11 protein-coding genes and 4 tRNA genes are annotated in these 14,682 nt (G+C 49.2%); all 15 read left to right on the top strand.

Annotated elements, in window-relative coordinates:
* Positions 1–326 precede the first annotated feature (326 nt).
* Positions 327–896 (top strand): DUF6359 domain-containing protein, encoded by a 570-nt coding sequence (locus I6E40_RS09330; protein ID WP_235386769.1) that lies wholly within the window; start codon positions 327–329, stop codon positions 894–896.
* 129 nt (positions 897–1,025) lie between these two features.
* Positions 1,026–1,108 (top strand) — tRNA-Tyr (locus I6E40_RS09325).
* 8 nt (positions 1,109–1,116) lie between these two features.
* Positions 1,117–1,189 (top strand) — tRNA-Gly (locus I6E40_RS09320).
* Positions 1,190–1,203: 14 nt separating this feature from the next.
* A tRNA-Thr gene (locus tag I6E40_RS09315) sits at positions 1,204–1,275 on the top strand.
* Between the two features lie 51 nt (positions 1,276–1,326).
* Positions 1,327–2,514: an elongation factor Tu gene (gene tuf / locus I6E40_RS09310; protein ID WP_235386768.1), complete on the top strand. Its 1,188-nt coding sequence runs from the start codon at positions 1,327–1,329 to the stop codon at positions 2,512–2,514.
* A gap of 60 nt (positions 2,515–2,574) precedes the next feature.
* Positions 2,575–2,647 (top strand) — tRNA-Trp (locus tag I6E40_RS09305).
* 15 nt (positions 2,648–2,662) lie between these two features.
* Positions 2,663–2,857 carry a preprotein translocase subunit SecE gene (gene secE / locus I6E40_RS09300; protein ID WP_235386767.1) on the top strand — a complete coding sequence of 65 codons (195 nt, stop codon included), beginning with the start codon at positions 2,663–2,665 and terminating at the stop codon, positions 2,855–2,857.
* A 5-nt stretch (positions 2,858–2,862) separates the two neighbouring features.
* Positions 2,863–3,405 carry a transcription termination/antitermination protein NusG gene (gene nusG / locus I6E40_RS09295; RefSeq protein ID WP_235386766.1) on the top strand — a complete coding sequence of 181 codons (543 nt, stop codon included), beginning with the start codon at positions 2,863–2,865 and terminating at the stop codon, positions 3,403–3,405.
* Positions 3,406–3,451: 46 nt separating this feature from the next.
* A complete protein-coding gene (gene rplK / locus I6E40_RS09290; protein ID WP_235386765.1) occupies positions 3,452–3,889 on the top strand; it encodes a 50S ribosomal protein L11 in 438 nt (145 codons plus the stop codon).
* A gap of 23 nt (positions 3,890–3,912) precedes the next feature.
* Positions 3,913–4,614, top strand: coding sequence for a 50S ribosomal protein L1 (gene rplA, locus I6E40_RS09285; protein ID WP_235386764.1), 702 nt, complete (start codon positions 3,913–3,915; stop codon positions 4,612–4,614).
* Between the two features lie 8 nt (positions 4,615–4,622).
* Complete coding sequence (gene rplJ, locus I6E40_RS09280; protein ID WP_235386763.1) at positions 4,623–5,141, top strand: 50S ribosomal protein L10; 519 nt, start codon at positions 4,623–4,625, stop codon at positions 5,139–5,141.
* A gap of 63 nt (positions 5,142–5,204) precedes the next feature.
* The gene (rplL, locus tag I6E40_RS09275) at positions 5,205–5,582 is read left to right on the top strand and encodes a 50S ribosomal protein L7/L12 (RefSeq protein ID WP_235386762.1); all 378 of its coding nucleotides are present in this window, start codon (positions 5,205–5,207) and stop codon (positions 5,580–5,582) included.
* 282 nt (positions 5,583–5,864) lie between these two features.
* Positions 5,865–9,677, top strand: a complete 3,813-nt coding sequence (gene rpoB, locus I6E40_RS09270) for a DNA-directed RNA polymerase subunit beta (protein WP_235386761.1) — start codon at positions 5,865–5,867, stop codon at positions 9,675–9,677.
* 38 nt (positions 9,678–9,715) lie between these two features.
* Complete coding sequence (gene rpoC, locus I6E40_RS09265; RefSeq protein WP_235386760.1) at positions 9,716–13,993, top strand: DNA-directed RNA polymerase subunit beta'; 4,278 nt, start codon at positions 9,716–9,718, stop codon at positions 13,991–13,993.
* Between the two features lie 73 nt (positions 13,994–14,066).
* Entirely contained in the window at positions 14,067–14,345 is a 279-nt protein-coding gene (locus tag I6E40_RS09260; protein ID WP_235386759.1) for a hypothetical protein, read from the top strand.
* Positions 14,346–14,682 lie beyond the last annotated feature (337 nt).

The following is a 14,682-nucleotide window of genomic DNA, read 5'->3' as shown; positions in this document are numbered from 1 at the left end:
GAGAGTAGGTCGCCGCCAGCTTATAGGACAACCTCCGATGAACCAGTTTCGTCGGAGGTTGTTTCCATCTTGTTCTTTTCGCTCGCGGATTTTCGCCGAGATTTTTCGCAAGTTTTGAAAAGCTCGCAGATTTCGCAGATTTCGCAGATTTTTAATGGCTCGCAGATTTAGCGAGTTATTTTATCGCTCGCAGATTTCGCGGATTTCGCAGATTTCGCAGCTCTCTTTTTGCAAAAAAAGGTGGTTTTGTTTCCATGTCCGTTGAGATTCTGCTATCTTCGTCGCACAATTTGAATTCCGAATCATATATATTTAGATACTTTTCCATGCGTATAATTCATATAGCTCTTACACCCATTCTTTTTTTGCTGCTGACTTGCATGTCTTGTGGTAAGATAGAATTACCGAGTGACACGAGTGAACCCGGTGAGGTGATTCCGCCTGGGACGGATGGGGCAGAGACTGACGCCATTTCAGTTGAGGAACTATCCGGTGTGGCAGATGGTGAGAGTGTTTGGGTGGAAGGCTATATTGTCGGTTTTGTAAATGGCACTTCTATCAGCCAAGCGGAATTCACTTTAGAAAGTCCTGTTGTTTCAAATCTTTTAATTGCTAAGTCTGCGGATGTGACAGACGCTTCTTTGTGTGTGCCGATACAGCTGCCGAATAATTCTGAGATACGCACAGCGCTGAATTTACAAGATAATCCTGATCTTTGGCATCGGCATCTATATATATATGGTGTTAAACACATTTACTTTGGTCTTCCGGGGTTGAAACCCGCGAAATCTTTTAAGTTGATAGAGGATGATGAAGAGACTGCCCCCGGTGAGAATACGGGCGAAGTAATCACTGTGCAGAGCAATTCTTCTCCAATTATCATGGAAGCAGATTAAGTTTTAGACGAAAAAACATTGTTTTCGTGTGATTTTTCTGTAGAAATGTTTGGTGCTATAAAAAATATACCTACCTTTGCATCCGTTTAGCGAAGGTCTCAGCTAAAATATGGTTGAGAAGATAACTAAGGGCAAATACCAGAGTGGCCAAATGGGGCAGACTGTAAATCTGCTGGCGTACGCCTTCGGTGGTTCGAATCCATCTTTGCCCACAAAATTTGCGGAAGTAGCTCAGTTGATAGAGCACTAGCCTTCCAAGCTGGGGGTCGCGGGTTTGAGCCCCGTCTTCCGCTCACTTTTTTTTCTTGCTGTTATAGCTCAGCGGTAGAGCACTTCCTTGGTAAGGAAGAGGTCGTGAGTTCAAGTCTCACTAACAGCTCTTTTTTATTGTCTTTAAGAATTTCATCAAACAAAATTTTAAATAACAGCTATGGCTAAAGAGAAATTTGAACGTACCAAACCGCATGTAAACATCGGTACTATTGGTCACGTTGACCACGGTAAGACTACTTTGACTGCCGCTATTTCTAAGGTTCTTCACGAGCGTCTCGGCACCGGTGAAGAAGTTAAGTCTTTCGATCAGATTGACAACGCACCCGAAGAAAAGGAACGTGGTATTACCATCAACACTGCTCACATTGAGTATGAAACCAGCAAGCGTCACTACGCACACGTTGACTGCCCGGGTCACGCCGACTATGTGAAGAACATGGTTACCGGTGCTGCTCAGATGGACGGTGCTATCATCGTTGTAGCTGCTACTGACGGTCCGATGCCCCAGACTCGTGAACACATCCTTCTCGCTCGTCAGGTGAACGTACCTCGCTTGGTAGTTTTCTTGAACAAGTGCGACATGGTTGAGGACGAGGAAATGCTCGAGCTCGTTGAAATGGAAATGCGCGAACTTCTCGAACAGTATGAATTCGAAGAGGATACTCCTATCATTCGTGGTTCTGCTCTCGGCGCACTCAACGGTGTTGCTAAGTGGGAAGATTCCGTTATCGAATTGATGGATGCTGTTGACAACTGGATTCAGGAGCCCCAGCGCGATAAGGATAAGCCCTTCTTGATGCCTGTTGAGGACGTATTCTCCATCACTGGTCGTGGTACCGTTGCTACCGGTCGTGTAGAAACTGGTGTCGTTAAGGTTGGTGACGAAGTTCAGATCCTTGGTCTTGGCGAAGACAAGAAGTCTGTTGTTACCGGTGTGGAAATGTTCCGCAAGTTGCTTGACGAAGGTGAAGCAGGTGACAACGTAGGTCTCCTCCTCCGTGGTATCGACAAGAAAGAAATCAAACGTGGTATGGTGATCACTCACCCGGGTGTTATCACTCCGCACAAGAAGTTCAAAGCTTCTATCTACGTATTGAAGAAAGAAGAAGGTGGTCGTCACACTCCCTTCGGCAACAAATATCGTCCTCAGTTCTATCTCCGTACTATGGACTGCACCGGTGAAATTCACCTCCCCGAAGGTACTGAGATGGTAATGCCCGGTGATAACGTTGAAATCACTGTTGAGTTGATTTATGCTGTCGCTATCAACGTAGGTCTTCGCTTCGCTATCCGTGAAGGTGGTCGTACCGTTGGTTCCGGTCAGATTACTGAAATCCTCGACTAATTTCAAGCCTCAAATAATAAATAGGACCTCTCTCATCTTATGCGGGGGAGGCCTATTTTTACGGGAATAGCTCAGTTGGTAGAGCACTGGTCTCCAAAACCAGGTGTCGGGAGTTCGAGTCTCTCTTCCCGTGCAAAACAATACATATATGTTCAAGAAAGTAATTGCATACTGCAAAGATTCATACGAAGAATTATCTCATAAGACCACTTGGCCGACGAGAAAGGAACTGAGTCATAGCGCGATTGTGGTGTTGACAGCTTCCATTATCATTGCTCTCGTGGTATTCTTGATGGATACGGTTTTTGAGTCGTTAATGCAGCTAATTTATCCTCAAATCTAAAGTCAATGGCACAGGCTGAAATGCAATGGTACGTTTTGCGTGCTGTTGGTGGTAAAGAGGGCAAGGTAAAGGAGTACATCGATGCCGAAATTAAGAATGGCCGCTTAGGCGGTCATGTTTCGCAGGTGCTTATTCCTACCGAGAAGGTCGTTCAGATGCGTGGCACAAAGCGTGTCATTAAAGAACGTAGTTACCTTCCGGGCTATGTCCTTGTTGAGGCGCGATTGGTTGGCGAAACGGTTTACGAGTTGAGAAATACGCCTAACGTGTTAGGTTTTCTCGGCGGAATGGACAATCCTACTCCCTTGCGCGAATCGGAAGTGAATCGTATCTTAGGCAAGAATGACTCATTAGAGATTGAACCCGTTGAGGTTCAAATTCCTTACTTGCCGGGTGACAGTGTGAAAGTTGTTGATGGACCTTTTAGCGGATTCTCCGGAACTGTTGATAAGGTTGACAATGACAAGAAAAAAGTCACTGTGAATGTAAAAGTCTTCGGTCGTGTTACCGGTTTGGACTTAGGTTTTATGCAGATTGCAAAGGAATAGGTGTGTTACGAACCGACTTCCTTAACTTTTTAATCAATTATTCAAAATGGCAAAAGAAGTTGCTGGATTAATCAAATTACAGATTAAGGGCGGCGCTGCAAATCCTTCTCCTCCCGTAGGTCCTGCTTTGGGTTCCAAGGGTATTAACATCATGGATTTCTGCAAGCAGTTCAACGCCAGAACTCAGGACAAGGCTGGTAAGGTTTTACCGGTTGTCATTACTTACTATAACGATAAATCTTTCTCGTTTGTAGTAAAGACTCCTCCTGTAGCAATTCAATTGCTGGAAGCAGCTAAAAAGAAAAGTGGCTCTGCTCAACCGAACCGTACCAAGATTGCTGAAATCACTTGGGATCAGGTGAAGGCTATTGCAGAAGACAAGATGCCCGACTTGAACTGCTTCACAGTTGAGAGTGCAATGCGTTTGGTTGCAGGTACCGCCCGCAGCATGGGTATCACAGTAAAAGGTGACTTCCCTGGTTAATAATTTATTCTTCAATTTGAAACATGAGTAAACTGACAAAAAATCAAAAGTCGGTAGCTGACAAGATTGAAGCAGGGAAGGCTTACACACTCAAAGAAGCTTCCAGCTTGGTGAAGGAAATCACCACCACCAAGTTTGATGCCTCTGTTGATGTGGACGTACGTTTGGGCGTTGACCCTCGTAAGGCGAACCAGATGGTTCGTGGCGTGGTGTCTTTGCCTCATGGTACAGGAAAGGTTGTTCGTGTACTGTGCCTTTGTACGCCTGATGTAGAAGCCGCTGCTAAAGAAGCCGGTGCTGACTATGTTGGTCTCGATGAATATATCGAGAAGATTAAAGGTGGTTGGACTGATGTGGATGTAATCATCACGATGCCTGCCATCATGGGTAAAATCGGTGCGCTGGGTCGCGTGTTAGGTCCTCGTGGCTTGATGCCTAACCCCAAGAGTGGTACCGTTACTATGGATGTAGCCAAAGCTATCCGCGAGGTTAAGCAGGGTAAGATTGACTTTAAGGTAGATAAATCTGGTATCGTGCATACCTCTATCGGTAAGGTCTCCTTCACTCCTGAGCAGATTCTTGGTAATGCAAAAGAGTTTATCTCCACCATTATCAAACTGAAACCCGCTGCAGCAAAGGGTACTTATATCAAGAGTATTTATCTTTCCTCTACCATGAGTAAGGGTATCAAGATTGATCCTAAGTCTGTAGATGAAATTAATTGAACATTATCATGAAGAAGGAAGATAAAGCTATTGTTATCGAACAACTCAGTGCAAAACTGAGCGAGTATGCACACTTCTATTTGGTGGATGTGACCGGCATGAATGCAGAAGCTACTTCAGCTCTGCGTCGCAAGTGTTTCGGTAGCGAAATCAAGATGGTCGTTGTGAAAAACACTCTTCTCAAGCAAGCGCTCAGCGCATCTGAAGTTGACTTTTCTCCGTTGTATGGCGCTTTGAAGGGCAACACGGCTGTGTTCTTCTGTAACACCGCTAACGCTCCCGCAAAACTCATCAAAGAGATGGGTAAGGAAGGAGTTCCCGCTCTAAAAGCCGCTTACGCTGAGGAAGGAATCTATGTTGGAGCTGATCAGCTCGATGCCCTTTGCGCAATCAAGAGCAAGAACGAGGTTATCGCCGATGTTGTTGCTTTGCTGCAATCCCCTGCCAAGAATGTTATTTCTGCTCTTCAGGGTGCAGGACAGACCATTCACGGTGTGCTTAAGACTTTGGGCGAACGCCCCGAGTAACATTCGGAGATCATCCGACCTAATAAATTAATCGAATAAAAACAAAACAAATACTTTTACAAAATGGCAGATATCAAAGCTATCGCTGAAGAATTGGTAAATTTGACAGTGAAAGAAGTTAACGAGTTGGCAACTATCCTTAAGGATGAATACGGAATCGAACCCGCTGCTGCAGCTGTCGCTGTTGCTGCCGGTCCTGCAGCTGGCGGTGCCGCTGCTGCTGAAGAGAAGACCTCTTTCGATGTAGTTCTTAAGAGCGCAGGTAGCGCTAAGCTTCAGGTTGTAAAGGCTGTGAAAGAACAGTGCGGCCTCGGTCTGAAGGAAGCTAAGGACCTCGTAGATGGTGCTCCCTCTAAGATTAAGGAAGGCGTTGCTAAAGAAGAGGCTGAATCTTTGAAGAAGGCTCTCGAAGAAGCAGGCGCTGAAGTAGAACTCGCTTAATAAAAATTATCCCATTCTGGGAAATGGTTATGAATCTTCTGGTAGAGGGTTCATAACCTTTTTGTGTCTATATTTTAGCAGGTTTTGTGTTTGAGGTGTAGGATGTTTTTCACCTTCCCCATTCAAAATCTTCTATACCTCATTAGGTCGTTAGCCTCGCATAAAAGTTGAGATAGATTCGCAGGTGTTCCGGTGGCTGTTTTCCTCCAATCCTGTTTTTCCTGTAAATGTTTCAATCTTCGCTGACCGCCGTTTTTTTATCATAAACTTAACTGTTTACGAATGTCTTCCAGAATTATTAACCAAAGAGTAAACTTTGCGTCCGTAAAGAATCCGATGCCCTATCCCGATTTCTTGGACGTTCAGTTAAAGTCTTTCAGAGATTTCTTGCAGCTTGACACTCCCAGCGAATTGCGCAAGAATGACGGACTTTACAAAGTTTTTGCGGAAAATTTCCCTATTGCTGATACCCGCAATAATTTTGTTCTTGAGTTTATCGATTATTACATCGATGAACCTCGTTACACCATTCAAGAATGTCTTGATCGTGGTTTGACCTACAGTGTGCCCCTCAAAGCTAAGTTGAAGCTCTACTGTACGGATCCCGACCATGAGGAATTTGACACTGTGGTTCAAGATGTCTTCTTGGGCTCCATTCCTTACATGTCAGAGAATGGTACTTTTATCATCAACGGTGCAGAGCGTGTGGTTGTGTCACAGTTGCATCGTTCTCCCGGTGTGTTCTTTGGTTCAAGCATCCATGCCAACGGCACGCAGCTCTATTCAGCACGTATCATTCCTTTCAAGGGCTCCTGGATTGAGTTTGCCACCGACATCAACAATGTGATGTATGCCTACATTGACAGAAAGAAGAAGCTTCCTGTCACCACTTTGTTGCGTGCCATTGGTTTTGAAACAGACAAAGACATTCTTCAGATTTTCAATCTGGCAGAAGAGTTGAAGGTGAACAAGACCAACTTGAAGAAGGCTATCGGTCGCCGTTTGGCTGCCCGTGTCTTGAAAAGTTGGGTGGAGGATTTCGTGGATGAAGACACCGGTGAAGTCGTTTCCATTGAGAGAAATGAGGTGATTCTTGACCGTGAGACCGTGCTCGATGCTGAGAACATCGAAGCCATCATTGAGTCTGGTGCACAGAGCATCTTGATTCACCATGAAGAAGTGTCCTCTTCAGACTTCTCCATCATTTTCAATACGCTTCAGAAGGACCCCTCCAACTCTGAGAAAGAAGCTGTGCTCTACATCTATCGTCAGTTGCGCAACGCAGACCCTGCCGACGATGCTTCTGCACGTGAGGTCATCAACAACCTTTTCTTCTCCGAGAAGCGTTATGACCTCGGTGAAGTGGGGCGCTACAGAATCAACAAGAAACTCAATCTTTCCACCGAGATGGATGTGCGTGTCCTCACTCGCGAAGACATTATTGAGATTATCAAGTATCTTGTTGAGCTCATTAACTCCAAGGCTACTGTCGATGACATTGACCACCTGAGCAACCGTCGTGTTCGCACCGTGGGAGAGCAGCTGTCCAATCAGTTTGCCGTCGGCTTGGCACGTATGAGTCGCACCATCCGCGAACGCATGAATGTGCGTGACAACGAAGTGTTCACTCCGACTGATTTGATTAATGCCAAGACCATTTCCAGCGTCATCAATTCTTTCTTCGGTACCAATGCACTTTCTCAGTTCATGGACCAGACGAACCCTCTGGCTGAGGTGACCCACAAGCGCCGTCTGTCTGCTCTTGGCCCCGGCGGTCTGTCTCGTGAACGTGCCGGTTTCGAGGTTCGTGACGTACATTACACCCACTATGGTCGTCTCTGTCCGATTGAGTCTCCGGAAGGTCCGAACATCGGTTTGATTTCTTCTCTTTGCGTTTATGCGAAGATTGACGAACTCGGTTTCATTGAGACCCCTTATCGTAAGGTTGAAAACTCCATGGTGGACCTTGACAATGACCACGTGGTGTTCCTTTCTGCTGAAGAAGAAGAAGGCAAGATTATTGGTCAGGGAAATGCTCCCTTGAACGATGACGGCTCCTTCATTCGTGACAAGGTGAAGTGTCGTCAGGATGCAGACTATCCTGTCGTTCCGCCTTCTGAGGTTGAGCTCATGGACGTGGCTCCTCAGCAGATTGCCTCCATCGCTGCTTCTCTCATTCCTTTCTTGGAGCATGACGATGCCCACCGTGCGTTGATGGGCTCCAACATGATGCGTCAGGCAGTTCCTTTGATTCGCAGTGAGGCTCCGATTGTCGGCACAGGCATCGAGAAGCAAGTCTGCGAAGATTCCCGCACCATGATTGTGGCAGAAGGTGACGGCGTCATTGAATTTGTGGATGCCACCACCATTCGCATTGCCTACGAACGCAGTGAGGACGAAGAGTTTGTCAGCTTTGATTCCAACGTGAAGGAATATACCATTCCCAAGTTCCGCCGCACCAACCAGAACATGACCATTGACCTCCGACCCATTTGCGAGAAAGGTCAGCGAGTTCACAAGGGCGACATCCTCACCGAAGGCTATGCCACTGAGAACGGAGAGTTGGCTTTGGGACGTAACCTTCTCGTGGCTTACATGCCTTGGAAGGGTTACAACTACGAGGACGCCATCGTGCTCAACGAGCGCATGGTTCGCGAAGACATTCTCACCTCTGTGCATGTGGATGAATACAGTCTGGAGGTTCGTGAGACCAAGCGAGGCATGGAAGAGTTCACCAACGACATTCCCAATGTCAGTGAAGACGCCACCAAAGACCTTGACGAGAATGGTGTTATCCGCATCGGTGCACGTGTGGTTCCCGGCGACATCCTCATCGGTAAGATTACTCCGAAGGGTGAAAGCGACCCCACTCCCGAAGAGAAGTTGCTCCGCGCCATCTTTGGTGACAAGGCAGGCGATGTGAAGGATGCCTCATTGAAGGCAAATCCCTCTCTCTCCGGTGTTGTCATCAACAAGCGTCTCTTCAAGCGTGAGCAGAAAAGCCGCACCTCCAAGGCTGCCGACAAAGTGCTGCTTCAGAAACTTGACGAGCAGTTTGAGAAGGATGTCACGGAACTCAAGAACGTCATGGTGGACAAGCTCTACAGTCTCATCAGTGACAAGAAGTCTCTCGGCATCAAGGACAATGTCGGTTCCGAGGTCGTGGCAAAGGGAGCCAAGTTCACCAAGTCACTTCTTCACACTTTGGAATATACTTCCATCGAACTCCGCAACTGGACTTCCGATGAACATGCCAACACCCTCATCCGTCAGTTGGTCATCAACTATTTGAAGAAGTATAATCAATATGACGCTCAACTGAAGCGCAAGAAGTTCGCCATCACCATCGGTGACGATCTCCCCTCCGGCATCATCAAGCAGGCGAAGGTTTACATCGCCAAGAAGCGCAAGATTGGTGTGGGCGATAAGATGGCAGGTCGTCACGGAAACAAGGGTATCGTTTCCAAGATTGTGCGTCAGGAAGACATGCCGTTCCTCGCTGACGGAACTCCGGTTGACATTGTGCTCAACCCGCTGGGTGTGCCTTCCCGTATGAACCTCGGTCAGATTTTCGAGGCTGTTCTCGGTGCTGCCGGCAAGAATCTGGGTGTGAAGTTTGCCACCCCCATCTTTGACGGTGCCAAGTTGGACGACCTCTGCGAATGGACAGACAAAGCCGGTCTTCCCCGCTTCTGCTCCACCCAGCTTTATGATGGTGGCACCGGTGAGCCGTTTGACCAGAAAGCAACGGTCGGTGTGACCTACATGCTTAAACTTGGTCACATGGTGGAAGACAAGATGCACGCTCGTTCCATCGGTCCGTACTCTCTCATCACTCAGCAGCCTCTTGGCGGTAAGGCCCAGTTTGGTGGTCAGCGTTTTGGTGAGATGGAGGTTTGGGCGATTGAAGCCTTCGGCGCATCCCATGTGCTTCAGGAAATCCTCACCATCAAGTCAGATGATGTCACCGGTCGTGCCAAAGCCTACGAGGCAATTGTCAAAGGCGACCCCATGCCCACTCCTGGCATTCCCGAGTCTCTGAACGTGTTGCTCCACGAATTGCGCGGTTTGGGTCTCAGCATCACTCTTGACTAACATCTTATCTTCTTCATCTCAATCATTTTCTTAAGAATATGGCATTTAAAAGAGAAAATAAAGTAAAGAACAACTTTACCAAGATAACTATCGGATTGGCATCTCCCGAAGAGATTCAAGCCAACTCCTACGGTGAGGTGTTGAAGCCCGAGACCATCAACTATCGCACCTACAAGCCTGAGCGTGACGGCCTCTTCTGCGAGCGCATCTTTGGTCCAACCAAGGACTTCGAGTGCCACTGTGGTAAGTACAAGCGCATCCGCTACAAAGGCATCGTCTGCGACCGTTGTGGTGTCGAGGTGACCGAAAAGAAAGTGCGCCGCGAGCGCGCCGGTCACATCCAGCTTGTCGTGCCCGTGGCTCACATCTGGTATTTCCGTTCTCTGCCCAACAAAATGGGTTATCTGCTCGGAATCCCCACCAAGAAGCTTGACTCCATCATCTACTATGAACGCTATGTGGTCATCCAGCCCGGTCCTTTTGCCGACGAGCTCGCCGAGAAAGACCTTCTCACTGAGGACGAGTATTTGGACTATATGGCAAAGGCTCCCAAGGACAACAACTTCTTGGAAGACACTGATCCCAACAAGTTCATTGCCAAGATGGGTGCAGAGGCAATCTATGACCTCTTGACCCGCATCGATCTCGACAGCTTGTCCTACGAGCTGCGCGACCGTGCCAACTCAGACTCCTCTGTGCAGCGCAAGAACGATGCGCTCAAGCGTCTGCAGGTGGTGGAATCCTTCCGCGTCAGCCGCGACCGCAACAAACCCGAGTGGATGATTATGAAGATTATTCCCGTCACTCCGCCCGACTTGCGTCCGCTCGTGCCGCTGGATGGTGGCCGTTTTGCCACATCCGACCTCAACGACCTCTATCGTCGTGTCCTCATTCGTAACAATCGTCTGAAGAGACTTTTGGAAATCAAGGCTCCCGAAGTCATTCTCCGAAACGAGAAGCGCATGCTTCAGGAATCTGTCGATAGTCTCTTCGACAACTCCCGCAAGAGTTCTGCCGTCAAGAGCGACAGCAACCGTCCGCTCAAATCTCTGTCCGACTCCCTCAAAGGAAAGCAGGGTCGTTTCCGTCAAAACCTCCTCGGTAAGCGTGTGGACTACTCCGCTCGTTCCGTCATCGTGGTTGGTCCCGAGTTGAAGATGGGCGAGTGCGGTCTGCCCAAACTCATGGCAGCCGAGCTCTATAAGCCCTTCATCATCCGCAAGCTCATTGAGCGCGGCATTGTGAAGACCGTCAAGAGTGCCAAGAAGATTGTGGATCGTCGTGAGTCCATCATTTGGGACATCCTCGAGCACGTCATGAAGGGACACCCCGTCCTCCTCAACCGTGCACCGACCCTTCACCGTCTCGGTATTCAGGCGTTCCAGCCCAAAATGATTGAAGGCAAAGCCATTCAGCTCCACCCGCTGGCATGTACCGCCTTCAACGCCGACTTCGACGGTGACCAAATGGCAGTTCACCTCCCCTTGAGCAACGAAGCCATCCTGGAAGCACAGATGCTCATGCTTCAGAGCCACAACATCCTCAACCCCGCCAACGGTGCGCCCATCACCGTGCCCTCTCAGGACATGGTGCTTGGTCTTTACTACATCACCAAACTCCGTCCGGGCGCCAAGGGTGCGGGTCTCACCTTCTACGGTGCAGAAGAGGCACTCATTGCCTACAATGAAAAGCGCGTGGATGTCCATGCCCCCGTCAAAGTGATGGTGGATGACATCGATGACCGCGGCTTCCCCTGCAAGCACCTGGTTGAAACCTCCGTCGGACGTGTCATTGTCAATGAGATAATCCCCGTGGAGTGTGGCTTCGTCAACACTATCATCTCCAAGAAGTCTCTCCGCGACATCATCACCAAGGTCATCAAGACCGTCGGCATGGCACGTGCTTGCGACTTCCTCGACGGTATCAAGAACCTCGGCTATCGCATGGCATACGAAGGCGGACTCTCCTTCAACCTTGATGACATCATCATCCCGGAAGAGAAGGTGGACATCGTCAAGAAAGGTAATGAAGAAATCGACCAGATTACCATGAACTATAACATGGGCTTCATCACCGACAACGAACGCTACAACCAAGTCATCGACACCTGGACTCACGTGAACACCGACCTCAAGAAGACCCTCATGAAACAGATGACCGAAGCCGACCAAGGTTTCAACGCTGTCTTCATGATGCTTGACTCCGGTGCCCGTGGTTCTGCCGACCAGATTGCCCAGTTGGCAGGTATGCGTGGTTTGATGGCGAAGCCTCAGAAAGCCGGTGCCGAAGGCGCACAAATCATTGAGAACCCGATTCTCTCCAACTTCAAGGAAGGCATGTCCGTGCTGGAATACTTCATCTCCACCCACGGTGCCCGTAAGGGTCTTGCCGACACCGCCTTGAAGACCGCCGACGCCGGTTACCTCACCCGCCGTCTCGTCGATGTCTCCCACGACGTCATCATCACCGAAGAAGACTGCGGCACGCTTCGCGGTCTTGTCTGCAGTGCCCTCAAGGACGGCGACGAGGTCATCTCCTCTCTGAGCGAAAGAATCCTCGGTCGTGTGTCTGTGCATGACATCATCAACCCCTCCACCGGCAAACTCATCGTCGCTTCCGGTGAAGAAATCACCGAACCCATCGCCGCTGAGATTGAAGCCTCTCCCATCGAGAGCGTCGAAATCCGTTCTGTCCTCACCTGCGAGAGCCGTCATGGCGTTTGCCAGAAGTGCTATGGTCGCAACCTTGCCACCAGCCGCATGGTGCAGAAAGGCGAAGCTGTCGGCGTCATCGCCGCACAGTCCATCGGTGAACCGGGTACGCAGCTGACGCTCCGTACGTTCCACGCCGGTGGTATCGCCTCCAACGCCGCTGCCAACGCCACCATCCTCGCCAAGAGCGACTGCCGTCTCGAGTTTGAAGAACTCCGCACGGTGGAAAGCACCAATGATGAGGGTCAGGCTGTGAAAATCGTGGTGGGTCGTCTTGCTGAAGTACGTTTCGTGGACGAGCACACCGGCATCGTTCTCTCCTCTCAGAACGTCCCCTACGGTTCACAACTCTATGTTTCCGATGGCGACCGCGTGAAGAAGGGCGACATGATTGCCAAGTGGGACCCCTTCAACGCTGTCATCGTCACCGAGAACGCAGGTACCATCCGTTTCGAAAGCGTTGTGGAAGGCATCACCTATCGTGTGGAAGAAGACGAAGCCACCGGTCTCCGCGAGCGCATCGTCATCGAATCTAAGGACAAGGTGCACGTGCCCACCTGCCACATCCTGGATGAAAACGGCGAAGAAATCCGCTCCTACAACTTCCCCATCAACGGTCACATCGTGGTTGAAGACGGACAGCAAGTCAAGGCGGGTGAAATCCTCATCAAGATTCCGCGTGCCGTCGGCAAGGCAGGCGACATCACCGGTGGTCTGCCGCGTGTCACCGAGCTCTTCGAAGCTCGCAACCCGAGCAACCCCGCTGTGGTCAGCGAAATCGATGGCGAAATCACCATGGGCAACATCAAGCGTGGTCATCGCGAAATCATCGTCACTTCCAAACTCGGTGAAATCAAAAAATATCTCGTGCCCCTCTCCAAGCAGATTCTCGTGCAGGAGAATGACTACGTCCGCGCCGGCACTCCTCTCTCCGACGGTTCCATCACTCCCGGTGACATCCTTGCCATCCAAGGTCCCACCGCCGTGCAGGAATACATCGTCAACGAAGTGCAAGACGTCTATCGTCTCCAGGGTGTGAAAATCAACGACAAGCACTTTGAAGTCATTGTCCGTCAGATGATGCGAAAGGTTCAAATCAACGAACCCGGCGACACTCGCTTCCTTGAGCAGCAGATTGTCGATAAACTCGATTTCGCTGAAGAGAACGACCGCATCTGGGGCAAGAAAGTCGTCATTGACGCCGGCGACAGTGAGACCATGAAGAAGGGTATGATTGTGACTGCCCGTAAACTCCGCGACGAGAACTCACAACTCAAGCGCCGTGACCTCAAGCTCGTCAAAGTGCGTGACGCACAGGCTGCCACCTCCACCCAGATTCTTCAGGGAATCACGCGTGCCGCACTCCAGACCAAATCCTTCATGTCCGCTGCTTCCTTCCAGGAAACCACCAAGGTGCTCAACGAAGCCGCCATCAGCGGTAAGACTGACTACTTGGAGGGCATGAAAGAGAACGTCATCTGCGGTCACCTCATTCCTGCCGGTACCGGTCTCCGCGAGTTCAACCGTATCGTTGTGGCTGACCGCGAAGAATACGAAAAGGCACAGGCTGCCAAGCAAACCACTGACGTCACTTCCGAGTTCTGAAAAAGATCTCTTCGTCAATAACTTATGAAAAAATCCCGCGTCCGAAACGGCGCGGGATTTTTTGTTCTGCGACTTGCAACTTTGTTTCTTCGCTGCTGCGAATCTTCGTTTCTTCGCTGTTGCCACCTGTGCAGCAATAGTATCTTATCCTAGAAGGCTGTACGCCCGCGAAGATGGCGGCGCGAGCCGCAGCGCCGAAGGCGCACTCTGTCTTGATGATGAAGCAGACGGCATGCAACTCTACCGAGAAAAATTTTCTGTTTCCGCCCTCTTCACCTCCTCTTCACCTCCAAAACATTTCGCGCGTTTCGTGTTCAAAAACATAAATTCTTTCTCCATTAATGCCCATTAATTGTCTCATTAATTGCCTCATTAATTTCTGAACAATTCGTGAACAATTCGTGAACATTTCGTGTTCCCAAAACAAGAATTTTTCTCCATTAATGCCCATTAATTGCCTCATTAATTTCTGAGCATTCGCGCGTTTCGTATTCCAAAACAAATTAATGGCTTTTTATGAATCAAATTCATGAACATTAATGTTTCAAAAAGGGTGCGCTCCTGGCAAGAGAATCGTGTTTCAAAACAGTTTTACACCAAAGAACACCGCTTCGTGGTAACCATCCGAAATCAGCCGTCCTATGCGGACAAAAAAATCTCACGGGTTATCCGTGAGATTTTTTGTAATA

It is taken from the genome of Prevotellamassilia timonensis (assembly GCF_021531665.1).
GTDB lineage: Bacteria > Bacteroidota > Bacteroidia > Bacteroidales > Bacteroidaceae > Alloprevotella.
This window is presented reverse-complemented; position numbering and strand designations above follow the sequence as displayed.